This is a genomic window from Enterobacter hormaechei ATCC 49162 (genome assembly GCF_001875655.1).
GTDB classification, from domain to species: Bacteria; Pseudomonadota; Gammaproteobacteria; order Enterobacterales; family Enterobacteriaceae; genus Enterobacter; species Enterobacter hormaechei.
The window spans coordinates 1,849,064-1,870,593 of record NZ_MKEQ01000001.1; the positions used below are offsets into that span (position 1 = coordinate 1,849,064).

At 54.7% G+C, this 21,530-nt stretch carries 22 protein-coding genes; 7 read left to right on the forward strand and 15 right to left on the reverse strand.

The features are described 5' to 3' along the window. Window positions 1-60 precede the first annotated feature (60 nt). A complete protein-coding gene (rdgC, locus tag BH712_RS09340) occupies window positions 61-975 on the forward strand; it encodes a recombination-associated protein RdgC (RefSeq protein WP_006809928.1) in 915 nt (304 codons plus the stop codon). Window positions 976-1,022: 47 nt separating this feature from the next. Here rdgC and ppnP read toward each other — a convergent pair whose 3' ends face one another. From ppnP to BH712_RS09365, 5 genes are all read right to left on the reverse strand, one after another. Continuing rightward, window positions 1,023-1,310 carry a pyrimidine/purine nucleoside phosphorylase gene (ppnP, locus tag BH712_RS09345; protein WP_003859131.1) on the reverse strand — a complete coding sequence of 96 codons (288 nt, stop codon included), beginning with the start codon at window positions 1,308-1,310 and terminating at the stop codon, window positions 1,023-1,025. Window positions 1,311-1,381: 71 nt separating this feature from the next. After that, entirely contained in the window at window positions 1,382-2,059 is a 678-nt protein-coding gene (locus BH712_RS09350; protein ID WP_006809929.1) for an AroM family protein, read from the reverse strand. Window positions 2,060-2,295: 236 nt separating this feature from the next. Then, window positions 2,296-2,487 carry a protein YaiA gene (gene yaiA / locus BH712_RS09355; protein ID WP_003859135.1) on the reverse strand — a complete coding sequence of 64 codons (192 nt, stop codon included), beginning with the start codon at window positions 2,485-2,487 and terminating at the stop codon, window positions 2,296-2,298. Between the two features lie 44 nt (window positions 2,488-2,531). Beyond that, window positions 2,532-3,056, reverse strand: a complete 525-nt coding sequence (gene aroL / locus BH712_RS09360) for a shikimate kinase AroL (protein ID WP_006809930.1) — start codon at window positions 3,054-3,056, stop codon at window positions 2,532-2,534. 144 nt (window positions 3,057-3,200) lie between these two features. Further along, a complete protein-coding gene (locus BH712_RS09365) occupies window positions 3,201-3,659 on the reverse strand; it encodes a YaiI/YqxD family protein (protein WP_006809931.1) in 459 nt (152 codons plus the stop codon). A 97-nt stretch (window positions 3,660-3,756) separates the two neighbouring features. Between BH712_RS09365 and proC the strand changes: the two genes are divergently transcribed. Continuing rightward, window positions 3,757-4,566: a pyrroline-5-carboxylate reductase gene (proC, locus tag BH712_RS09370; RefSeq protein ID WP_006809932.1), complete on the forward strand. Its 810-nt coding sequence runs from the start codon at window positions 3,757-3,759 to the stop codon at window positions 4,564-4,566. Between the two features lie 16 nt (window positions 4,567-4,582). Here proC and adrA read toward each other — a convergent pair whose 3' ends face one another. The 5 genes from adrA to BH712_RS09395 form a co-directional block, all read right to left on the reverse strand. Next, window positions 4,583-5,686 carry a diguanylate cyclase AdrA gene (gene adrA, locus BH712_RS09375; protein WP_006809933.1) on the reverse strand — a complete coding sequence of 368 codons (1,104 nt, stop codon included), beginning with the start codon at window positions 5,684-5,686 and terminating at the stop codon, window positions 4,583-4,585. A 102-nt stretch (window positions 5,687-5,788) separates the two neighbouring features. Next, window positions 5,789-6,109, reverse strand: a complete 321-nt coding sequence (psiF, locus tag BH712_RS09380; RefSeq protein ID WP_032673631.1) for a phosphate starvation-inducible protein PsiF — start codon at window positions 6,107-6,109, stop codon at window positions 5,789-5,791. Between the two features lie 293 nt (window positions 6,110-6,402). Next, on the reverse strand, window positions 6,403-6,663 hold the full coding sequence (gene iraP / locus BH712_RS09385; protein WP_003859148.1) for an anti-adapter protein IraP: 261 nt from the start codon (window positions 6,661-6,663) through the stop codon (window positions 6,403-6,405). A 208-nt stretch (window positions 6,664-6,871) separates the two neighbouring features. Then, window positions 6,872-8,086 carry a multidrug efflux MFS transporter gene (locus tag BH712_RS09390; RefSeq protein WP_032673632.1) on the reverse strand — a complete coding sequence of 405 codons (1,215 nt, stop codon included), beginning with the start codon at window positions 8,084-8,086 and terminating at the stop codon, window positions 6,872-6,874. Between the two features lie 169 nt (window positions 8,087-8,255). Continuing rightward, window positions 8,256-8,939, reverse strand: coding sequence for an extensin-like domain-containing protein (locus BH712_RS09395; protein ID WP_032673633.1), 684 nt, complete (start codon window positions 8,937-8,939; stop codon window positions 8,256-8,258). A gap of 104 nt (window positions 8,940-9,043) precedes the next feature. Here BH712_RS09395 and ddlA point away from each other — a divergent pair, with 104 nt between their 5' ends. Then, window positions 9,044-10,141 carry a D-alanine--D-alanine ligase gene (gene ddlA, locus BH712_RS09400; RefSeq protein WP_006809938.1) on the forward strand — a complete coding sequence of 366 codons (1,098 nt, stop codon included), beginning with the start codon at window positions 9,044-9,046 and terminating at the stop codon, window positions 10,139-10,141. Window positions 10,142-10,144: 3 nt separating this feature from the next. On the opposite strand, the gene BH712_RS09405 is transcribed toward ddlA, so the two are convergent. Continuing rightward, window positions 10,145-10,366 carry a DUF2754 domain-containing protein gene (locus BH712_RS09405; protein ID WP_000779380.1) on the reverse strand — a complete coding sequence of 74 codons (222 nt, stop codon included), beginning with the start codon at window positions 10,364-10,366 and terminating at the stop codon, window positions 10,145-10,147. Window positions 10,367-10,614: 248 nt separating this feature from the next. Between BH712_RS09405 and BH712_RS09410 the strand changes: the two genes are divergently transcribed. Further along, on the forward strand, window positions 10,615-10,917 hold the full coding sequence (locus BH712_RS09410; RefSeq protein WP_000763135.1) for a DUF2755 family protein: 303 nt from the start codon (window positions 10,615-10,617) through the stop codon (window positions 10,915-10,917). Here BH712_RS09410 and BH712_RS09415 read toward each other — a convergent pair whose 3' ends face one another. Both BH712_RS09415 and sbmA read right to left on the reverse strand, forming a co-directional pair. Next, window positions 10,918-12,015: a DUF1615 domain-containing protein gene (locus BH712_RS09415; RefSeq protein ID WP_006809940.1), complete on the reverse strand. Its 1,098-nt coding sequence runs from the start codon at window positions 12,013-12,015 to the stop codon at window positions 10,918-10,920. A 13-nt stretch (window positions 12,016-12,028) separates the two neighbouring features. Then, window positions 12,029-13,249, reverse strand: a complete 1,221-nt coding sequence (gene sbmA, locus BH712_RS09420) for a peptide antibiotic transporter SbmA (RefSeq protein WP_006809941.1) — start codon at window positions 13,247-13,249, stop codon at window positions 12,029-12,031. A gap of 350 nt (window positions 13,250-13,599) precedes the next feature. Between sbmA and ampH the strand changes: the two genes are divergently transcribed. Beyond that, entirely contained in the window at window positions 13,600-14,760 is a 1,161-nt protein-coding gene (gene ampH / locus BH712_RS09425) for a D-alanyl-D-alanine-carboxypeptidase/endopeptidase AmpH (RefSeq protein WP_006809942.1), read from the forward strand. A 2-nt stretch (window positions 14,761-14,762) separates the two neighbouring features. On the opposite strand, the gene BH712_RS09430 is transcribed toward ampH, so the two are convergent. Both BH712_RS09430 and BH712_RS09435 read right to left on the reverse strand, forming a co-directional pair. Continuing rightward, window positions 14,763-15,392, reverse strand: a complete 630-nt coding sequence (locus BH712_RS09430; protein WP_001102072.1) for a helix-turn-helix domain-containing protein — start codon at window positions 15,390-15,392, stop codon at window positions 14,763-14,765. Window positions 15,393-15,481: 89 nt separating this feature from the next. After that, window positions 15,482-18,256 (reverse strand): autotransporter outer membrane beta-barrel domain-containing protein, encoded by a 2,775-nt coding sequence (locus BH712_RS09435; protein ID WP_006809943.1) that lies wholly within the window; start codon window positions 18,254-18,256, stop codon window positions 15,482-15,484. Window positions 18,257-18,707: 451 nt separating this feature from the next. Here BH712_RS09435 and hemB point away from each other — a divergent pair, with 451 nt between their 5' ends. Further along, window positions 18,708-19,682 carry a porphobilinogen synthase gene (hemB, locus tag BH712_RS09440; RefSeq protein WP_006809944.1) on the forward strand — a complete coding sequence of 325 codons (975 nt, stop codon included), beginning with the start codon at window positions 18,708-18,710 and terminating at the stop codon, window positions 19,680-19,682. A gap of 73 nt (window positions 19,683-19,755) precedes the next feature. Further along, the gene (olsF, locus tag BH712_RS09445) at window positions 19,756-21,480 is read left to right on the forward strand and encodes a bifunctional ornithine lipid synthase OlsF (protein WP_039273205.1); all 1,725 of its coding nucleotides are present in this window, start codon (window positions 19,756-19,758) and stop codon (window positions 21,478-21,480) included. Window positions 21,481-21,530: the final 50 nt, after the last annotated feature.

A 21,530-nucleotide genomic window follows, 5' to 3' on the forward strand; every position in this document is an offset into this window, starting at 1 on the left:
AGCGATGCGACAATTCGTTATCATGCCCGCTGATTTAACGACAAGGCCGTGGAAATTATCATGCTGTGGTTCAAAAATTTGATGGTTTACCGTCTCAGCCGCGACGTTTCGCTGCGTGCAGAAGAGATGGAAAAACAGTTAGCCGCTTACTCCTTTACCCCTTGCGGTAGCCAGGATATGGCAAAAACCGGCTGGGTTCCGCCAATGGGTTCTCAAAGCGATGCGCTGACCCACGCCAGCAGCACGGGGCAAATTATCGTATGCGCCCGTAAAGAAGAGAAGATCCTGCCGACGCCCGTGGTTAAGCAGGCGCTCGAAGCGAAGATCTTCAAGCTGGAAGCTGAACAGGGCCGTAAGCTTAAAAAAACCGAAAAAGATTCGCTGAAAGATGAAGTGCTGCACTCGCTGCTGCCGCGCGCCTTTAGCCGCTTTAGCCAGACCATGATGTGGATCGACACCGTTAACGGGCTGATCATGGTGGACTGCGCCAGCGCCAAAAAAGCGGAAGACACGCTGGCGCTGCTGCGTAAGAGCCTTGGATCATTACCCGTGGTTCCGCTGGCGCTGGAAACGCCGATTGAGCTGACCCTGACCGAGTGGGTGCGCAGCGGGACTGCCGCGCAGGGCTTCCAGATCCTCGATGAAGCAGAGCTGAAAGCGCTGCTGGAAGATGGCGGCGTGATCCGCGCGAAGAAACAGGATCTGGTGAGCGACGAAATTGCCGTACACATTGAAGCGGGCAAAGTGGTGACTAAACTGGCACTCGACTGGCAGCAGCGCATTCAGTTTGTGATGTGTGATGACGGCTCCGTGAAGCGCCTTAAATTCTGCGATGAGCTGCGCGATCAGAACGAAGACATCGACCGCGAGGATTATGCTCAGCGCTTTGACGCAGACTTTATCCTGATGACCGGCGAACTGGCGGCGTTGATCCAGAATCTGGTGGAAGGTCTCGGCGGCGAAGCGCAGCGCTGACAGGCAAAACGTAGGCCGGGTAAGCGAATGCGCCACCCGGCATGCTTTTATTTCAGATAGCGGCACAGATAAGAGGTTGGCTCTGCAACCTGTAAATGGAATTCGCTGTGGCCTGGCACGTTGAAAACCTGCCCGGCACTATAGACTTTCCACTCCGTTTCACCCGGCAGCAAGACGTTCAGCGCGCCGCTGACCACCGTCATCTCTTCCGCTTCTGCGGTGCCAAAGGTGTATTCCCCTTCCGCCATTACGCCGACACTGGCGCGGCCAGTGCTGCTGCTGGTAAAACCAATGGATTTCACTTTACCGGAAAAGTATTCGTTACTTTGAAGCATGAACTGGCCCTTATATTTATAGAGAAAAATCCACTATAGGGGCCATGCTCATGACCTGTCACGCAAAATCATTACACCAGTAATTCTGACGCCAGGCGCGCCATCAGGACGTTAGAGAGCAGCACCGGAACATCCAGCGCCTTTTGCAGTAAATCACGATGCCGCTGATGGAAGCCCAGGCAGTCCAGCATCAGGACATCCGCTCCTCTGTCGATCAACTCCTGCCCGGCCGCAATCAGCTTCGCTTCGCTGTCCCAGAACGGGTTTGCCAGCGCGTACAGCGGGGTGTGCTCCAGCGCGGCCCACTTCACCGTCTGGTTATCCAGCAGTTCCTCAACGGGAACGATGACCCCAACCTGATGACCATCAACAATTGACGCCACCAGCGGCGGAATGATCCGCATCGGTTCGAGCAGAATGGCATTACGCGCGCTGAGACCTTTAACGGGTGCCGTACTCATCAGCAGGATGACGTCATAGTCCTGATTATCAAGCACTTCTATTACGCCCTGTAGCGCGCGTTCGATTTTCTGGCGCGACACATGCGCCAGTTTGCCGTCACTGAGTAACGTTGCCAGGGGATCTTCCCCCTCCCCGACAGCGTAGTCTTCCATGACCTCTTCCCGGCTCAGCTTCCCTAACAGACTGAAATGCGTAATCTGTTGTTCAGAGACATGCTCCGTTAAGAGCGGTAATACTTCGCTTACAGGCACCACACCAATCGTGAGGATCGCCAACGTCGCCTTCATTTTGATCGCCTTCCGTTACTACCACAACTGCCACACAGGTACAGGCTCACTACGCTGTACTGTTCATTTATTCAACAAAACAGCACCAAGCGTAGCAGGGGATCTCTACACCGTAATGTAAAGATCGACGGGCCTTTCCGAATCCACCTGTAATAACTAAATATTAACTGCTACTTAACATCGGCGATAAGTTAAAAGTGTGATTCAGGCACGGTTGTAACGAATTCGGCTCCCTGTCAGGACTTTTCGGGATCCTCATAGCGCCGTTTCGCATCCAGCGCTTCCTGTTCAGTTTCATGTTCACTGATCAGCGAATCGGGTTTGGGGTGGTCGGCACGCAACTGGTACCAGGTTACGGTCTGATCGCCATTACCCTTTTCAACGGTAACGATGCGGGCTTCACGTGGATAGGGAGGTCTGGTTGGCATAGCTCATCCTTTTTTTATGTCTGAGCTATGAGTATAGACGGCTGTTAGCTGGCGCAAGCCAAACGCAGGGCGGTAATAATCTGAATCGCAACTTTCTCGGGTGACGCAGACGCATCCACAACGTGGTGCGCCGCCTCGCGGTACAGTGCATCGCGTTCGGCGAGCACGTCGCTGACCTCTTCACTCAGCGGTTTTGCGGTCAGCGCCGGACGCTGCCCCTCTTCCGGAAACGCCTCCAGGCGCCCCACCAGCGTCGAGACCGGGGCACAGAGATAGATCACGACGCCCTTTTCACGCATAAACTGGCGGTTATACGGCGCCAGAATAATGCCGCCACCGGTCGCAATCACGGTTGACGGTACGGTCACCGCTTCCAGCGTGGCCGTTTCGCGCGCACGGAAGCTCTCCCAGCCCTCATTCTCCACGATATCGGCAATCGTCTGACCGGCATTTTCCTGGAGCCAGTGGTCAGTATCAACAAACTGACTCTGGCACAGACGCGCCAGCGCCAGACCAACGGTGGTTTTCCCACAGCCGCGAGGGCCAACTAAAAAGATGGGTGGGTTCATAACCAGGTGTTCCCCTTGCTGCCGGATAACTGAAGGCTGTAAAGAAATGATTGCAGAAGATGTTGCGCTAACTTTACTGCAAAGCGGTACGGAATGACAAGCCTGTGGAAGCCACACTGTACCACAAAACAGCCCGGAGGAGGATTACGCCGGGCGGCGCTTCACTTCCAGCAGCCATTTATCCAGCTCGGCGGCAAACTGCTGGCGATCGCGCTGCGACAGGCTATCCGGCCCACCGGTTTGCACGCCGCTGGAACGAAGCGTATCCATAAAATCACGCATGGTGAGCTTCTCCCGGATCGTTGCCGGCGAATAACGTTCTCCGCGCGGATTCAGCGCCGCCGCCCCTTTCGCCAGTACATCGGCAGCCAGCGGGATATCTGCGGTGATCACCAGATCCCCTGCGTCACACAGACGCACTATTTCGTTATCCGCCACGTCGAACCCGGCCGGAACGCGCAGAGAACGGATGTATCTGGAGGGCGGCACGCGGATGTTCTGGTTCGCCACCAGCGTCAGCGGCATCTGCACGCGCTCGGCAGCACGAAATAAAATCTCTTTAATCATATTCGGACACGCGTCCGCATCAACCCAAATCGCCATAGTCTCTCCCCATTATGATTCTGGCGACTATTGTCGCCTGCATTTCGTTGTTAAGCTATCTGTGAGAGATAACAACGCATAATAACGGAGAGACGTGATGGATAAGAAAATCGGGTTTATCGGCTGCGGAAACATGGGTAAAGCTATCCTCGGCGGACTGATTGCCAGCGGGCAGGTGCTGCCGGGGCAGATTTGGGTCTATACCCCATCACCGGATAAGGTCGCGGCGCTGCGTGATGAGTATGGTGTCAACGCCGCCGAAAGCGCACAGGAAGTGGCTCAGGTAGGGGATATTGTCTTTGGCGCCGTGAAGCCGAATATCATGATTAAAGTCCTGAGCGAGATCACCTCCAGCCTGAACAAAGAGACCCTGGTGGTGTCAATTGCCGCAGGCGTCACTCTCGATCAGCTCGCCCGCGCGCTGGGCCACGACCGTAAGATTGTTCGCGCCATGCCAAACACCCCGTCGCTGGTGAATGCCGGTATGACCTCCGTTACCCCGAACGCGCTGGTCACATCTGAAGACGTGGCGGATGTACTGAATATTTTCCGCTGCTTTGGCGAAGCCGAAGTGATTGCCGAACCGATGATCCACCCGGTTGTCGGCGTGAGCGGCTCTGCCCCGGCGTATGTCTTTATGTTTATCGAAGCCATGGCCGATGCCGCCGTGCTGGGCGGTATGCCGCGCGCGCAGGCCTACAAATTTGCGGCGCAGGCGGTGATGGGCTCGGCCAAAATGGTGCTGGAAACGGGTAAACATCCGGGCGAACTGAAAGATATGGTGTGCTCGCCGGGTGGCACAACCATTGAAGCCGTGCGCGTGCTGGAAGATCGCGGGTTCCGCTCCGCCGTGATCGAAGCGATGGAAAAATGCATGGAAAAATCAGAGAAGCTGAGTAAGTCCTGATGCGTCATGCCGGGCGTCAGGCGGCCACTTCGGTGCGGCCCCGTCCGGCATTTTTGGCTTTATAAAGGGCCACGTCTGCCGCCTTTAGCCATTCGCGATAGTGGGTGAACTGTGCGCCCCAGGGGGCAACCCCAACGCTGATACACAACCTCGCCATTGGCGCGCCGTGCAGCGGCATGTTGACCAGCCGTTCATGGACGCGCGACATAGCAGCAATCGCGCTGTCGGCAGGCGTGCCGGACATAATCACCGCAAACTCATCCCCTCCGAAGCGGCCAATATAATCGCCTGAGCGCAGGGTCAGCTGAAGCTGGCGCGTGATGGCGACAATCGCTTCATCTCCCACGTCATGCCCCCAGGTGTCGTTGATCGTCTTAAAGTGATCGATATCGATGAGCAGTATCGTCGCCTGTCGATGACTGCGACGGCAGGTCTCAAATTCATTACGCAAAAGCGTTTCCCAGTGACGGCGGTTGAACACGCCGGTCATTCCGTCGCGGGTACTCATCAGCTCAAGCCGACGTTTATGCTCTGCCAGCCGGATCGCCGTGCGGTGACTCAGCCAGGCAAACAGCATGGGGTAAACCATCAGCACGGGAAGCGTCAGCCACAACGTCAGCGGTTCAGAGGTCAATACCACAGGCGTGCCCGTGAATTGCACGGTGAGCAGGGCAGACAGGGCAAGCAGTGCGACTCCTGACAGAAATAACCGGCATCCCCCCGATCCCATCATGTTCATGCCGATCATCACGATCAGCGCCGCCGCTGGCAGCGCATTGCATCCTGTCAGCCCCATCCAGACGCCAGCAACGATGGCATCGACTTTCAGATTAACGACTTCCCTGCTGTGGGGTTCAGCCGAACGAAAAGCCAGCTGCCAGGCCAGATGGGGCCAGACAAAGACCCAGCCCACCAGCAATAACCACCAGACACCGGAAAGAAACTGACTTACCAGAACGCTGGCAAGCGGAACAAACAGCGCCGCCAGACCCACGATGCGTGCCAGTCGTATTCGCCGGGCAAATCGCAGACCGGAACGGTATGAATCATCCTGAGAAAGCTGCTGGTACCACGCTTCCCGAATGTTCTCGTGAGTGTCATAAAACTCATCATTCATCATTTTTGGGAATATTCTGAAACATTTTCCCAAATTATAGAGAGGGGGTTAGCGGGGAAAGTATGAAATTTTGGGTGAGCCACCGCCGTGACTCACCCGTTCGCACTACGCCTGTTTCTTCAGGCACGCGCTCATGAACTTGCTGCGATCGTCCCCTTTCAGCATCTGCTGTGTCGCCTGGGCGTTGCACTCGCGCATTTTTTGCTGCTGCGGGGTCAGGCTTTTTTCACCTGGTTTGGTCGCACCATTTTTAAGGCAGTCGCTCATATACGTTTTACGGGCATCCCCTTTCAGACTTTGCGATGTCGCCTGTTGGTTACAGGTTGTCATGCGTTGCTGCTGGGGCGTTAACGTTTTCTCTTCCGCGTGTGCTGAGGCGACCAGGCACAGTCCAGAGAGCAGGGTAACCAGTATTGTTGTTTTCATTGCACCATCCTTTATGTGAAGTTCCACGTTAAGTCTGGTTCGTTACGGAAAAAAAACCACCCTGCGCCCCTGATTTTCGCCGGGTTTCCCGATTATTTCAGTCCCGTCGCGGCACAATGATCGTTAATCGGTTTCCCCAGGGGGAGGCGATAATTAATAGCGGAAATTATGCGGTGAAAAGTGTGCTCTGCCTCAATTTAATTTCCCCTGAAAAAATGTGTGAAAATAAAAACAGAGCGACGCCAGGCATCCTGCATGACAATTCTGTGACACGTCATTTCACCTCAGGCAGTTTAGCTGCGAGGATGCCTTAAAAGCTTCTTTACGTATTGCTGAAGCAGCTCCGCATCTTCCGCAGGCACCTGTGAATCAGGACGCGCTTTTTCCAGCGCGCCTTCAACGTTGTCGATCAACGCCTCCTGTTCCGGCTTTGCCATCTGTCGCAGCAGCGCCGTCACAACGATTTCCAGCGCCTCAACCTGGGCTACCAGCTCTTTCGACTCTTCTTCCTTTTGGGCAAGCTTAACCAACAACTCAGCAATGAGATTTTTCATGGTGCTATTTCCTTATGTGATTTCCACTGAAATTAACACCCTCACTGAATAATGAAAAGCATGGATTAGCTTTATCTTATGCAAAAGTGACATCGCTGCCAAAAAAGATATTTCGAAGCGAAAGCGAAACGTTTTTCTAAAACAAAGGCGCCGCATTTCGTTATATAAAAATGCGGCGTTCATAAGAATAAATAATATATTATCGCGTTTACCGGGCCGACTTTGACTCAGCGATTTGCCTGCGACGGCGCAAGGCAAAGGCCAGTTGAATAATATTCAGAAGTACCACCACCGCCGTCGCGGCAAATACCCAGCGGAAACCCGCCATCGCCGAGACCGAGGCGCCAATAAGCGGACCCGCTACGTTGCCTAAATACATGAACGACTGGTTGTAGCCAAAAATGCGGCCGGTGACCTGGTCACTGGAATATTTCACCAGCAGCGTCTGAACAGCGGGCAGCATGGCACCATCCGCAAAGCCAAGCAGGAAGCGCAGGATACCGAGCTGAAGGGGTGTGGTGACGAACGACATGGCGAAGAAGAGGATCACGGCAATGATGAGCGTTGCCATCAGAATACGTGCCGTACCGATCCTGTCGCCCAGTTTCCCCAGACGCGGAGCGGACATGAGCGCCGACACGCCAGGCACGGCGGCAATCATCCCGCTCAGAAACGCAATGTTGCTGCTGTCCGGCTCCATCGACTTGATAAACAGCGCCAGAATCGGCCCCACCGAGCCGTTGCAGAGCTGGATCACCATTGTCGTCACAAAGAGGCTAATCATCAGGCCTGGATAAGGCAGCGAGGCGAAAACCGCCTTTCCGCTCAGGCGTTCGGATTTGCTGACAACCGGTCGTCCGCCCTCTTTGATCAGAAAAAGGGTAACCAGGAAGCTGATCGTCAGCAGGATGGCGGTAATGATAAAGACCGCACGTAGCCCGACATGGTCAGCCAGGAAGCCGCCGAGCAGCGGGCCGCCAATTACCCCGCTGATCTGGGCGGTGGAAAGCGTGCTCAGTGCCCAGCCGCTCCGCTCACGCGGCACCTGTGAGGCCACCAGCGCCATGGCATTGGGAATGTACCCGGAAGTCAGCCCCATTATCGCCCGCAGAATAAACAGCTGCCAGACGTTAGTCGCGAAGGCCTGGAGCAAAATGGCTATCGCCATCCCCAGCGAGGCGCGGAGCAACATCAGCTTGCGCCCCTTGCGATCCGCCAGGCTGCCCCACATCGGCGACACAATGGCGGACACCAGAAACGTCACGCTGAACGTCAGGCCGGACCACATAGAGAGCGCTTCATGGGAAGTGACCCCCAGCTGCGACACGTACAGCGGCAGGAAGGGCAATATCTGGCTGATAGCCAGTCCGGTGAAGAAGCAGCCGAACCAGACGGAAATGAGGTTAACTTTCCAGGATTCCATAACAGAAATAGTCTTCATTTTTAGGCGAATTCGCCGACAGATTAGCAAGTTACGCGCATTGACATAGCGCCAGAGATGCGGACTTGCAGACTTTGGTGTTTTATCTTCCCAGTCATCATATTTGTGAAATAAGTCACAATTTATCCAATTTTCGGCGGAAGATTATGCTTCATCGACATAATCCATAGCCGCGCATCCCCAGATGGAAATGGTTGGCATGGGCGGCATTATAGTCCGGCCCCAGACCGTTACCGTAATAGCCACAGCTTGCCGAGAGCAGGGCCTGTAGCCAGGGCTGCGTCTTTTCCGCTTTCCAGCCGTTCAGGACGGTAACGCGCTGTCCATTTGCCAGCCTGAAAGCGCTGATATCGAGCGCATCGGCCGTGGCATGTTCACTGCGCCGCGCATCCGGGCGGCTGTAGATATTACGGCAGGCGAAGCTACCCAGATGTTCAATACGCGTCAGCTCGCTTCCGGTCCAGGTTTTGGTGAGCGGCCGGGCCTGCTGGCTGACAAACAACGCCGAGCTTAACGCCAGGGGGCAACTGGCCAGAAAGCTGCTGTTCAGGCTCACCGGGCCAAAATCGCGCACGCGCACCACGTTACTCAGCGGACACTCACCGGCGCTGTCAGCGACAGCCTGGGTACGGATAAGCCGACGTTGATTCGCCTGCGCTAACAGGCTTTCGCATGCCTGCGGTGTTAAACGTCGAAGTTTAAACTGGGTTATTTTTCCGGGCGGATCGTCAAGCGTAAGCGGCACGAAAGGGTTGTAATGCGGCGGCAACCAGCGGTAGCCCACCGTGGCGATCCCGGCAATAATGATAAGAATAAGCAGACTTTTTCCTTTCACGCGCCCCCCTTCAACATCCCTCAAAACATTATGGCAGAAGGCCGCGAAACCCGCCGGGCATCGTGGTATGTTATTGGCTTTTCGTCAGACTGGAAGAGAGTGAGATGGCAAAGCAGCGCGTAGGTATTGTCTTTGGGGGAAAATCGGCAGAGCACGAGGTGTCATTGCAGTCGGCTAAAAATATCGTTGATGCGATTGATAAAAGCCGTTTTGACGTGGTGCTGCTGGGCATTGATAAACAGGGCCAGTGGCATGTGAACGATGCCAGCCAGTATCTGTTACATGCTGACGATCCGGCGCACATCGCCCTTAATCCTTCTGATATCAGCGTCGCAACGGTACCGGGCGTGGCACAGGGACAGCTTATCGATGCCGGAAACGCGCAGGCGCTGGCACAGATTGACGTGGTGTTCCCCATCGTTCACGGCACGCTGGGAGAAGACGGCTCTCTGCAAGGTATGTTGCGGATGGCGAACCTGCCGTTTGTCGGCTCCGATGTGCTGGGCTCTGCCGCCTGCATGGATAAAGACGTCACTAAACGTTTGCTGCGCGACGCCGGTCTGAATATTGCGCCGTTCGTGACGCTCACCCGCGCCAACCGCGATAAACACAGCTTCGCGCAGATCCAGGCGCAACTCGGCCTGCCGCTGTTCGTGAAACCGGCGAATCAGGGCTCGTCCGTCGGCGTGAGCAAAGTCACCAGCGAAGCGCAGTTTAACGATGCCGTTCGTCTGGCCTTCGAGTTTGACCATAAGGTGGTGGTTGAGCAGGGAATTAACGGCCGTGAAATTGAATGCGCCGTACTCGGCAACGATTTCCCCCAGGCAAGTACCTGCGGTGAAGTGGTGCTGAACAGTGACTTCTATTCCTACGACACCAAATATATTGACGACAAAGGTGCTCAGGTTGTGGTGCCCGCCGCGCTCGATCCTGACGTTAACGACAGGATCCGGGCGATCGCCATTGAAGCCTGGCAGGCGCTGGGATGCAGTGGGATGGCGCGCGTCGACGTGTTTCTGACGCCGGATAACGAAGTGGTGATTAACGAAATCAACACCTTGCCGGGCTTTACCAATATCAGTATGTACCCGAAACTGTGGCAGGCCAGCGGGATAAGCTATCAGGAACTGATCACCCGCCTGATTGAACTGGCGCTGGAGCGTCACGCCGCTGACAGCGCCCTGAAAAGTTCCGTTAACTAACGGTTAGTCGGCTTTCTCTGCCGCCGTCGTCTCATCGGGACGACGGCGGATAATGAATCCCGCCAGCCAGAAACTGATTACCCAGGTCACCAGCCCAACCGCATAGGTTTGCCAGCCTTTCGCTTCAAATCCCAGCAGCCCGACAACACCGTTGAGAATAAAGATCAGCCCGATCGCAAAGGCGTAGTAATGCCAGTCACGGCGTAGTTTGGAAGTGAGCTTCATGACAACTCCGGCAGAAAAAAAACTATCCTCTCACAGTTTGATGAAAGCGTCTGTGGCGGATACGTAAATTCTGAAATGCAGCGCAGTTTCACTTATGTTATCAATTTGTGACGTGATGCAGAAATCGACAATCCAGGAGGAATCCTGAGCCGAATTTCCCACGATTCTGATATTGACAAATGCTATGACCTGTCACACTCACCCTGTACGACGCGTATTAAAACAGAGTGTTATTTTCGGGAGGTCTTATGGCAGACTTTACGTTGTCGAAACCGATTTTTGGCGGAAAACAACCAAAAACCTCCACAGCGGGGAATATTGCCTATGCCCTGTTTGTTCTGTTTTGTTTCTGGGCAGGTACCCAACTGCTGAACATGCTGGTGCATGCCCCTGGCGTGTATGAGCATCTGATGCAGGTTCAGGATACAGGCCGCCCGCGCGTTGAAATCGGCTTAGGCGTGAGCACCGTATTCGGACTCATTCCCTTCCTCGCGGGCAGCATGGTTTTAGGCGTGATTGCGCTCGTCCTGCGCTGGCGCAGTCGCCACTGATTACAGTCCCATACAGCGAGCCCGACGATCGTCCACGCGTTTCGCGAACCAGGCGGTCGTCAGGTTACGCGTGATCTTCGGGCTTTCAAGCTGAATGCCTGGCAGAATCGCTCTTGGTAATGCCTTTCCACTTTTCTTCTCGGCCAGCGCAAAGACCTGCTTATACAGATCCGTTTTCTCAAACGCCAGGCTGTCGCCCTTCTCCAGCTGTCGGCGAATGTCGCTGTTGCTCATCTCCAGCGTCGTCGAAAGCTTTCGTACCGCACGTTCGGTGGTTCCGGCCTCACTGCTGCCGTAGGCAATGAGATCGCCGTCGAGGGCGAGCTTGACACCGCTGGCGCGGCTTACAGCATTCTGGAAGGCCGCATTTCGGCTGGCGTACCAGCCCGCGTTAAAGTCCGCAAAACGATACAGCGGTTTATCGTAACTGGCCGGATAATTCAGCAAGTGATACGTCCCAAACCACAGTCCACCGCGCAGGGAGAAGACCTCCTGACGCACCGTACCGTCGATATCCCACGGATAACCATCGGTATGTTTTTCCGCGAAGGCGATACTGACCTGCATCGGACCGCCGGTATGCACCGGATTCAGCGAGCCAAACAGCTTCTGCCCCATCGGCACCATATTGATGAAATCATCGAAAATGGCGCTGAGCTGTTTCTCGGTTTTCACCGTATCCAGCCGTTCGCTGTAGCTTTTACCGTTTGGCGAGGTGATTTTAAGGGCGGTATGCACCAGGAAAACCGGGATATGCATCGACTCGGCCCGGCGGTCGATCTCCTTCCAGGCGATTTTGTTCAGGCCAGGCACGACAGGATCGGACTGATACATCGATTCCTGCTGCGCCACCGCCAGCACCGAGCAGATATTCTCCTCAGTGGGCGCGATCTTCTGACTTTTGAAGGTTGTGGCCAGCGCATCAGCCCACGCACTGCGATCCTTCACGCTGGCGGGCATTTTTTGCCGCACCACGCTCGCCACATCAACGGGCTTCTCCCCTTCTTTGAGCGGGGCGGCCCCTTTTTCGGCACAGCCCGCCAGCACGAAGGCGGCAAGTAACGTCAGCGGTAATGCACGTGGTACGGCAAATGGCATAGCAATTCCTTTTTTAACCTAATGTATGGGTGACTTCCTGCAAGTCCTTATCGTCCAGCTCACGCTCGAAACTGCGTAAACGTTTGTAGATGGACATCAGCTCCACCAGCGTAGTCCAGGAGCTAATCAGGTACTGGAACGAACCGCGAACCTGACCAAAGACGTTGGTGATCTGGGTCATCAGACCGAGCGTAATCGTACCCGCAACGATGGACGGGAACAGCAGGAACAACCCGAAAACATTATCAACCTGAAGATAAAGAATGCGCGCAATATTGAAATACATGTAATGGAAATAGAGGCGGAAGTAGTTACGACGTACAGCGCCAAACAGCTCGCGCACGGTAGGCGGTGACGCACGGTTGGCATCATCTTCGCCATACACCAGCTCTTTACGGTAGGCTGCTTCCACACGCTGGTTTTTAAACTCCAGCCCCGGCAGCTTGATCCCCACGACCGCCAGCAGCCCCGTCCCCATCAGTGACCAGACAATCGCGGCGATCACCAGGCCGTATGGCAGATGGCCGACAATCGGCAGCTCCGGAACGTGCGACGAGAGCGTCACCAGCACCGGCAGGAAGGCGATTAGCGTCATGATGGCATTGATAAAGCTCACGCCCATATCTTCCAGCGTAGAGGCAAAACGCATGGTGTCTTCCTGCACACGCTGTGCGGCACCTTCGATATGACGCAGGTGCTGCCAGTGCGCCATATAGTGTTCATTCATCGCGGTACGCCAGCGGAACACGTAGTGGCTGACGAAAAAGTTATTCATCACGCCGATCACCACGGCGATCAGGGCGATGCCGAGGAAGATCCCCACCTCATGGTAGAACTGATTTATGGTCACTTTGTGCGGCGAACTCAGCGCCGTCTGGATCAGATCGTAAAACGGCGCATACCAGGCGTTAACTGCTACGCCCACTTCCACCAGGAACCAGGTGACAAAGATGATTAATGACGTGCCGAGAATCGACCAGTATTGCCAGCGGTGAGGAGAATAGACGAACCAGAACATGGCGAAAAGCCCTACGCAGAGCACGTAGTAAGCGTAGAAAAGCAGATAGCTCATGGACCAGAAGCGCGCTGCGCTAATGGGAATGTCGCCCGTCGCGCCCGTAAGACGGGTCAGCCACGCGCCGCCACCGGCCTGCCAGAAAATGACAGCCAGCAGTGCCCAAATAAATGCCGACAGGAAAAATGGCCCCGGCTTTGGGAAAAAAGACTTAAACATTGTGCTTCCTTCTTGTTGTTATGGCTGTTGCTGTGTTCAACATATCGCCACACGAAACCTTGCCCGTGCCAGCCTACCGGTTCAGGCAAAAAAGTCAGACCTGCGGGTGAATTATTAGTTCGCTTTCCGGCTTCAGGAATTGTTTCGGTGCGTTTCATTCGCAACAGCGATCGTAGCGTCTATCATACGGTCGATGTCACAAAATGGGAGCCACGCCGCAAGTAAATTGTTCAAATTTACCCACGGTTACGTTTTTCTCGCTATCGTTATGCAAATCGGGCCATTGCCCGACACCGATTAGTAGTATAAATACCCGTAACTTTCCTTATTCACTTGATGGATGCTTTTCGTTGAAACGTTGTCTGCTCTCTTTCGCCGCGCTGTGTGCGGTGAGCCTGTCCACCGCTCAGGCAGCACAGCCTCTGACGGCCCCGGTTCTGGCCTCTGACATTGCCGATCGCTACGCAAACCTCATTTATTACGGCAGCGGTGCGACGGGAATGGCGCTGGTGGTGATCGACGGTAACCAGCGAGTGTTTCGCAGCTTCGGTGAAACACGACCGGGAAATAACGTTCGCCCGCAGCTGGATTCCGTGATCCGCGTGGCGTCGATAACCAAGCTGATGACCAGCGAAATGCTGGTGAAACTGCTCGATCAGGGCGTGGTGAAACTCGACGATCCGCTCAGCAAATACGCGCCGCCCGGCGCTCGCGTGCCGACATATCAGGGAACGCCGATCAGACTGGTGAACCTGGCGACCCATACCAGCGCCCTGCCGCGAGAACAGCCTGGTGGCGCTGCGCATCGCCCCGTCTTTGTCTGGCCAACCCGCGAGCAGCGCTGGAACTACCTGAGCACCGCCACCCTGAAATCAGCCCCTGGCTCGCAGGCGGGTTATTCTAACCTGGCGTTTGATCTGCTGGCCGACGCTTTAGCGACGGCCTCAGGTAAACCCTACCCTCAACTGTTTGAAGAGCAGATCACGCGTCCGCTCGGAATGAAAGATACCACCTACACCCCCTCCCCGGATCAGTGCAAGCGCCTGATGGTGGCGGAAAAAGGGGCCAGCCCGTGTAACAACACGCTGGCAGCCATTGGCAGCGGTGGCGTTTACTCCACGCCTGGCGACATGATGCGCTGGATGCAGCAGTTCCTCTCTTCGGATTTTTACGCGCGCAGCAATCAGGCCGATCGTATGCAGACGCTCATCTACCAGCGCGCTCAGCTCCGCCGCGTCATTGGCATGGATGTTCCCGGCAAAGCCGATGCCCTCGGCATGGGCTGGGTGTATATGGCACCAAAAGATGGCCGACCGGGGATTATTCAAAAAACCGGCGGGGGTGGCGGATTCATCACCTACATGGCGATGATTCCGCAATCAAACGTGGGAGCGTTTGTGGTGGTCACCCGCTCCCCGAACACACGCTTCGTGAATATGAGCGATGGCGTGAATAACCTGGTCGCCGAACTGAGCGCCAATAAAGCGCAGGTTCTTACGGCCTCGAACTAGCCTCAATAGTCCGTGGGCAAACGGTTGATACTGACCAGTTTGCCCCGGCTCATATTGATATAGTTCCCCTGCCGCAGCGCCGCCAAAACTTCTGCAACAACCGAGCGTGAAATACGCGTGCTACGCTGAATATGATTCATAACGCCAATTTTTGAACGCAGCGTGTCATCCCACTCGGCCATATTGATCAGCATCGCCCGGATCTGGCTATAGGAATTATTTCCGACCAGCTGCGTATCACGCTTCCCGAGAATATGGTTAATCCAGGACAGCCAGCAGAAAGCATCCTGCCAGAGATGCTGTTGCTGAATAAGTTGACACGCGCGAGAGGCGGGTAAATAAAATCCGGAACAGGGCGTTTGTGCCATCAGGGAATATTCCAGATAGCTGTCATTTATCCATGCGCTTAAACCATAAATAAAAGGTGCCCGTGCGATCCCCACAAGAAGTTCATCAGATTTACGGTGGACGGCGACAAGTCCGGATTGTATTACAAAGGTGGATGGCTCATCATCATTATTATTACCGGTTGTTATTAATTGCTGTGGATCGTTCTTAAAAAGGGTACCGGCGACTTCCAGACACGTTATGAGCCGGCTTAATTCAGAAAGTGGTTTCGCATTAACGTTCATGCATACCTCAAGTCATCTGTATCTGTCGGTTCTTTATTATTTTTAAACCATATAAAAAAGCGGGGGTAAAATCTCCCGCGCTTTCTATTTTACCAGGTGTATTTCACACCCAGGTTTGCACCCCAGTTCTGGTCAACGTCGCCGCCGCCCAGATAGGTCGCATCAGTGTAAGCACTGAAGTTTTTCGTGAAGCTGAACTGCGTGCCCAGTCCCACGCGAACCGCAGAGCCTTCCACGCCGTTATCAATGCTGTCATTGTTGATGTCAGCATTGTTGTCGGCATCGTCATACACGTAAGCCAGTTTGAAGTAAGGCGTTAACGCCTGCTCGCCGCCGTAGTTGAAGGTATAACCTGCATCTACGCCCAGTTCATAACGCATACTGTCGTAAGACTGGCCATCGATACGCATGTCGTTGCTTAACTGATAGTCATCACCGGACTGGAACAGGCCAGAGATCGCCGCGTAAGGCGTGACGTAGCCAGACAGGTTGGGTTTCCAGTCATAGCCCAGCTTCATCCCGAAACCAACGGCGTCAGTCGTCGTATTACCGTCAACATATTGACCGTTGCTCATGGTGGCAGAGAGGTCATTGTTGAAGCGGGTGTAGCTCAGGGAGCTGTCGAGGAAGATGTCGTTCATGAACTTCGCCGACGCGTAGATCATCGCAGTCTGGCTATCCTGATCGACCTGACCCGTACGATCGCTGATATCACCCTTCGCGAAACCAGCCGCACCACCGACAATCCACTTCGCGTTATTACCGCCGATCTGAGTATCCAGACCAACCATAATGCCGCTTACGTCCTGATCGTAGCTAACGGTGCCATTATCTGCGTCAAAGTTGCCGCCAAAATAGCTCACCCACGCTCCGCCGTTATCCGCCAGGCCGTGACGGCTGTTGGTCAGACGCGTACCCACGGTATCCTGTTGCAGATTCCAGATGTTGGTATTAGCTGAAGGGATGCTCAGCGCCATGTTGGCGTAGTCAGTCAGCTCTTCCTGCTGGAGAACAACGGTGTCGCCCTTCTGCTGCGCCTGATAGGTGTAAGCCCCTAAATCGGCTTTATTTGCCGCAGTAAAGCTGGCAGCAGTACCCGCATTATTGTCATAGACGCGAACGATCTCTTTGTTTTTGTAGTCAGCAACAGAGCCTGCGCCAGTTGCATCATCGATGCGCACTTTATAGTTACCGGCAACATCACCGTTCACCGCCAGGTGACCGTCAGAGTTCAGCGCAACAACACCATAGTCGTAGCCCGTTTTATAGCGATCGTTGGTGATATAGCGAGCGTTGTCCAGGTCGCTGTTCAGCACATAATCGCGGCTGGCGACGTTGAGCACACCGCCGTCGGTCAGCACCATGTTGTGCGTATCAACCTGACCCAGACCCAGCGCCAGCTCCGCACCGTTGTCCACGGTAATGGTGTTGGCATACAGCTCTGCGGTCTCTTCAGTCAGTGCCGCACGGCTGCCGCTGTCCAGATACAGGCTGTCGGTTGCTACCCCACCGCTGTCGCCAATATTCAGCTCAGACGCATTGGTCAGGGTGATGGAATCCGCCAGCAGGCCGGAGTTTTCAACATTGACCTGAGACTGGTTGTTCACCGTCAGCGCGTCGATGTTGGAGATCTTACGGGTATCCCACTCGGAACCGTTATTCAGCGCCACGTTGAACAGGCCGCTCTGATACACCTCTTCGCCCGCTACGTGACCGTTGCTGTCGAAGGTAGAATCAGGCCAGATGCTGTTTGGAGAAAGCGTGTGCCAGTCTACTTCGCTGTAGCCTTCACCATACATTTGCGCCGTGCCGATGGCTTCAACGCTGGACTGCGCGGCACCCACCCATTTGCTGCCGTTGGTCAGCGTGACATCCAGCTTGTCGGTATCATCCCAGCCGTTGGTCGTTGGGTTATAGACACCGTCATTGGTGGTATCCGTTGCCGGATCGCCATTCTCGTAGAAGTTGTTATCAAAGGTGCTGGCGAAAAGGATATCGCCGGTAATGGTAGAGTGATCGAAGGTGGCGGTGGTCTGCATGGCGTTATCAGACGCGCTGGCCGCAACGATCAGCGCCGCATCATCCGCAGCCGTGGCGTTGGTTTCACCGTAGTCACTCGGCTTCGCCGTTTGACCATAGAAGCCGCTGGTACCCAGATCGCTATACGCGCCAGAGGTCAGCACGGAGTCTTTTACCACCAGCGTATCGGTAAAGATATTGCTGTTGTTTGCCACGCCTTCAACACCGTCGTATGGCGTGTTATCCAGTTCATGATAACCCTGCGTCAGTGTGATACCCGCGACGTGGGAATTGTTCTGAATAACGATATCAGATTCTACGTCCAGGGTGATGGCGTTACCCAGACCATAGGTGTCCAGATAATGCGTTTCTGAGGTTTCGCCATTGACGACATCATACGCGTAATGCTCGTAGGTATCGTTGATGGTGGAGTTATCAACAGTCAGGCCAAAACGATCATACTGGGTATGACGGGTGCCGTCGGTATCCGTACCATCTGCACACGTCGTGGTCATACACTCTGACGTGATCATGCCGTTAATGGTGCTGTTAGAAATACTCAGCGTGTTCGCACGGCCATTGACACCATCATCCAGATAGTATGTCGAAATAACCCCGTTCACGGTTGATTTATTCACGACCGGATAAATATCACCGTCATGTCTGGCGTCTGAATAATCCCAGTCAGCGTAGCCATTAAACCACGGCGTGGACGCCGTATTGTCATATCCAAAAGTATTATATGTCGTTCCTGATATATCTTTCGCATTGGCCTGAGAAGCGATAGCCAGGGTGCAGGCTAATGCAAGTTGAGATACAACCAGTTTCTTTTTCCATGTTTGCATTGGGTCATCCCTCCTCAGGGACGTAAGCAAGTTTGTCCATCAAATCATTTGGCAATGTTTAATTGCGGAAGGAATTATGCAGTTTCACTTCAAAAAGGTTCAATGAATGATTCCATTAAGTCCGCATTCAGACAAATAAGATCTCCTACCCGATTTTATATCAGACATTATAAATAAAAATCTTAAAATCAGCACCTTGAACGATTATTCCATTGGCTGTGAAAATATAATAAAAAATAATAGATCATTTATAATGATACTTTCACTTCAATACAGAAATAACGCCAATATCTCTACGCGTCTAAAAAGCCAAATTAATTCCCCGGTTAATAAATGTATTGCTGCGAGCCGTGGCGCATGTTGCAAAATCAAAAAGCCCACTTTAGTAAAGCACCTCCCCCCCACTTTCAGGTACACTGTCCCTCTTTGTTCCACAAACATCAGGCATACCATGACCGATTTAATTGCACGTCCCCGTCGCCTGCGCAAGTCACCCGCACTGCGCGCCATGTTTGAAGAGACAACACTGACCTTAAACGATCTGGTGTTGCCGATTTTTGTTGAAGAAGAGATCGATGACTACAAAGCCATCGACGCGATGCCCGGCGTGATGCGCATTCCTGAAAAGCATCTGGCCCGCGAGATTGAACGCATTGCGAATGCGGGGATCCGCTCGGTGATGACGTTCGGCATCTCCCACCACACTGACGCGACCGGCAGCGATGCCTGGAAAGAAGACGGCCTTGTCGCCCGTATGTCGCGCATCTGTAAAGAGACTGTGCCGGAGATGATTGTCATGTCCGATACCTGCTTCTGCGAATACACCTCTCATGGCCACTGCGGTGTGCTGTGCGATCACGGCGTGGACAACGATGCGACCCTGCTGAACCTTGGCAAGCAGGCGGTAGTTGCCGCCGCTGCGGGTGCGGATTTCATTGCGCCTTCTGCGGCAATGGATGGGCAGGTACAGGCGATCCGCCAGGCGCTGGACGCTGCGGGCTTCACCGATACCGCCATCATGTCCTACTCCACCAAATTTGCCTCCTCTTTCTACGGCCCATTCCGTGAAGCTGCGGGCACGGCGCTGAAAGGGGATCGTAAAACCTATCAGATGAACCCGCTGAACCGCCGCGAAGCGATTCGTGAATCTCTGCTCGATGAAGCGCAGGGCGCAGACTGCCTGATGGTGAAACCGGCGGGCGCGTATCTGGATATCCTGCGCGACATTCGCGAACGCTCCGAACTGCCGCTGGGCGCATACCAGGTGAGCGGCGAGTACGCGATGATCAAATTCGCCGCGCAGGCGGGTGCCATCGACGAAGAGAAAGTGATCCTGGAAAGCCTCGGTGCGATCAAGCGCGCGGGCGCGGATCTGATCTTCAGCTATTTCGCGCTGGATCTCGCTGAGAAAAAAATCCTCCGTTAATCTTCACCAAACTGCAATACAACCGACATCTGCTCCTTCTACTGTCTGGGCAAGACGGCAGGAGGAGTGATCAATGTTTAGTCTCGACAGCGTTCTTGATGACCTTTGGCCTCAGGCGAGGCCCGCACCCTGGCAAAAAAGTCTGTTAAAAAGACTGCTCCACGAAGACGAATTTCAGCAGTTTGCCGCCAGCCACCGTCACCTGAAAGGGCTGGATATGGTGGAGCAAGTTCTGGAACACCTTGATATTCTCTGCTCCGTTTCCGCCCGCGATCTCGAACAAATCCCCGAACACGGCCCACTCATAGTGATAGCTAACCACCCGACGGGCACCCTGGATGGGCTGGCGCTGCTGTACGCCGTTTCCCGCGTACGCCGCGACGTCCGGGTTGTCACCAACAGGATGCTGTCCCACCTTGAGCCTCTGAGTTCATTGTTTATCCCCGTGGATAATATGGGCGGCAGAACCGCAAAAGCGTCTCTGATGCAGATGGAACAGCATCTGCAAAACGCCGGTGTGCTGATCTTCTTTCCGGCGGGCGAAGTCTCCCGCCCAACGCGCAAAGGCATCCGCGATAAAAAATGGCATCCGGGCTTTTTCAAGCTAGCCAGCAAACTGCGTGTGCCGCTACTCCCGGTACATATTCAGGCGCACAACAGCGTGTTGTTTTATGCCAGCACGCTGGTCTCACCTACGATTTCCATGCTGCTGCTGATGCAACAGATGTTTCGCCGCCGTCACAGCCAGCTGCCGATCAAAATCGGCCAGCAGATTGCCTGGAATGACCGCTTTAGCGCTACCCTTTCATCGCGTGAGATGGCCGAGCAGTGCCGTCAGCACGTGATACGTCTTGGCAAGGGATTGCCTGGCGTCTTTAAAACCCAGTGCGCCATTGCCCGCCCGGAAGACAGGGCCACGCTGAAGCGCGAACTGGCGCAGGCCGAGTGTCTGGGCAAAACCAGCGATGGTAAGACCATCTATCTTTGGCAACGCAACGGGCAGGAAGAGGCGCCTTTGCTGCGCGAGCTGGGGCGGCTGCGCGAGATTGCCTTTCGTGCCGTGGAGGAAGGCAGCGGGAAGCGCCGGGATACCGACAGCTACGATGATGACTATCTGCATCTCATTCTGTGGGATGACGATGACCTGGAGATTGTCGGCGCGTACCGTTTTATGCCAACGGCCATGCAGGTGGAAAAGCGCGGCGTCGAGGGGTTATACAGCTACAGCCTGTTCCACTACGACGAAAGGATGCAGGACATACTGGAGCACGGCATTGAGCTGGGACGAAGCTTTATACAGCCGCGCTACTGGGGACGTCGCGGTCTGGACTATCTGTGGTCAGGCATTGGCGCCTATCTGGCGCGCTATCCGCACTACCGCTACCTGTTTGGCCCGGTGTCTATTTCCGGTGGCCTGCCGCCTGCGGCACGGGATCTGCTGGTCGCCTTTTACCGCCTGTGGTTCCCGGCCAGCCATCCGTTAGCCGCTTCGCGTCAACCCTACCCGGCCTCACTTCCGGACGTACTGGCGCAATTTGGCGGGGTGGATTACGTGGACGATCTGACAAAGCTGAAAACGCTGCTCGGCAACCTGGGTTGCGGCATTCCGCCGCTCTATAAACAGTATTCCGAGCTATGCGAGCCAGGCGGCGTGCAGTTTATTGATTTTGGCAGCGACCCGGCGTTCAACAACTGCGTTGACGGGCTGGTGCTGGTGGATTTGTGTTACCTGAAGGCGAACCGCTATCAGCGGTATATAGAAGCACATTTAACACCCTCACCCCAGCCCTCTCCCTAAAAGGGAGAGGGTGAAAACCGCACCGGACAGTCCCCTCGCCCCTTTGGGGA

What these genes read in the sequence shown, in the direction of transcription:
- ddlA (WP_006809938.1), top strand. Translation starts at nt 9,044, where the DNA reads ATGGCAAAGCAGCGCGTAGGTATTGTCTTTGGGGGAAAATCGGCAGAG.
- adrA (WP_006809933.1), bottom strand. Translation starts at nt 5,686, where the DNA reads ATGATGAATGATGAGTTTTATGACACTCACGAGAACATTCGGGAAGCG.
- iraP (WP_003859148.1), bottom strand. Translation starts at nt 6,663, where the DNA reads ATGAAAAATCTCATTGCTGAGTTGTTGGTTAAGCTTGCCCAAAAGGAA.
- BH712_RS09350 (WP_006809929.1), bottom strand. Translation starts at nt 2,059, where the DNA reads ATGAAGGCGACGTTGGCGATCCTCACGATTGGTGTGGTGCCTGTAAGC.
- BH712_RS09405 (WP_000779380.1), bottom strand. Translation starts at nt 10,366, where the DNA reads ATGAAGCTCACTTCCAAACTACGCCGTGACTGGCATTACTACGCCTTT.
- ppnP (WP_003859131.1), bottom strand. Translation starts at nt 1,310, where the DNA reads ATGCTTCAAAGTAACGAATACTTTTCCGGTAAAGTGAAATCCATTGGT.
- BH712_RS09365 (WP_006809931.1), bottom strand. Translation starts at nt 3,659, where the DNA reads ATGGCGATTTGGGTTGATGCGGACGCGTGTCCGAATATGATTAAAGAG.
- hemB (WP_006809944.1), top strand. Translation starts at nt 18,708, where the DNA reads ATGACCGATTTAATTGCACGTCCCCGTCGCCTGCGCAAGTCACCCGCA.
- BH712_RS09435 (WP_006809943.1), bottom strand. Translation starts at nt 18,256, where the DNA reads ATGCAAACATGGAAAAAGAAACTGGTTGTATCTCAACTTGCATTAGCC.
- BH712_RS09390 (WP_032673632.1), bottom strand. Translation starts at nt 8,086, where the DNA reads ATGGAATCCTGGAAAGTTAACCTCATTTCCGTCTGGTTCGGCTGCTTC.
- proC (WP_006809932.1), top strand. Translation starts at nt 3,757, where the DNA reads ATGGATAAGAAAATCGGGTTTATCGGCTGCGGAAACATGGGTAAAGCT.
- sbmA (WP_006809941.1), bottom strand. Translation starts at nt 13,249, where the DNA reads ATGTTTAAGTCTTTTTTCCCAAAGCCGGGGCCATTTTTCCTGTCGGCA.
- BH712_RS09415 (WP_006809940.1), bottom strand. Translation starts at nt 12,015, where the DNA reads ATGCCATTTGCCGTACCACGTGCATTACCGCTGACGTTACTTGCCGCC.
- psiF (WP_032673631.1), bottom strand. Translation starts at nt 6,109, where the DNA reads ATGAAAACAACAATACTGGTTACCCTGCTCTCTGGACTGTGCCTGGTC.
- BH712_RS09410 (WP_000763135.1), top strand. Translation starts at nt 10,615, where the DNA reads ATGGCAGACTTTACGTTGTCGAAACCGATTTTTGGCGGAAAACAACCA.
- BH712_RS09430 (WP_001102072.1), bottom strand. Translation starts at nt 15,392, where the DNA reads ATGAACGTTAATGCGAAACCACTTTCTGAATTAAGCCGGCTCATAACG.
- rdgC (WP_006809928.1), top strand. Translation starts at nt 61, where the DNA reads ATGCTGTGGTTCAAAAATTTGATGGTTTACCGTCTCAGCCGCGACGTT.
- olsF (WP_039273205.1), top strand. Translation starts at nt 19,756, where the DNA reads ATGTTTAGTCTCGACAGCGTTCTTGATGACCTTTGGCCTCAGGCGAGG.
- aroL (WP_006809930.1), bottom strand. Translation starts at nt 3,056, where the DNA reads ATGAACCCACCCATCTTTTTAGTTGGCCCTCGCGGCTGTGGGAAAACC.
- yaiA (WP_003859135.1), bottom strand. Translation starts at nt 2,487, where the DNA reads ATGCCAACCAGACCTCCCTATCCACGTGAAGCCCGCATCGTTACCGTT.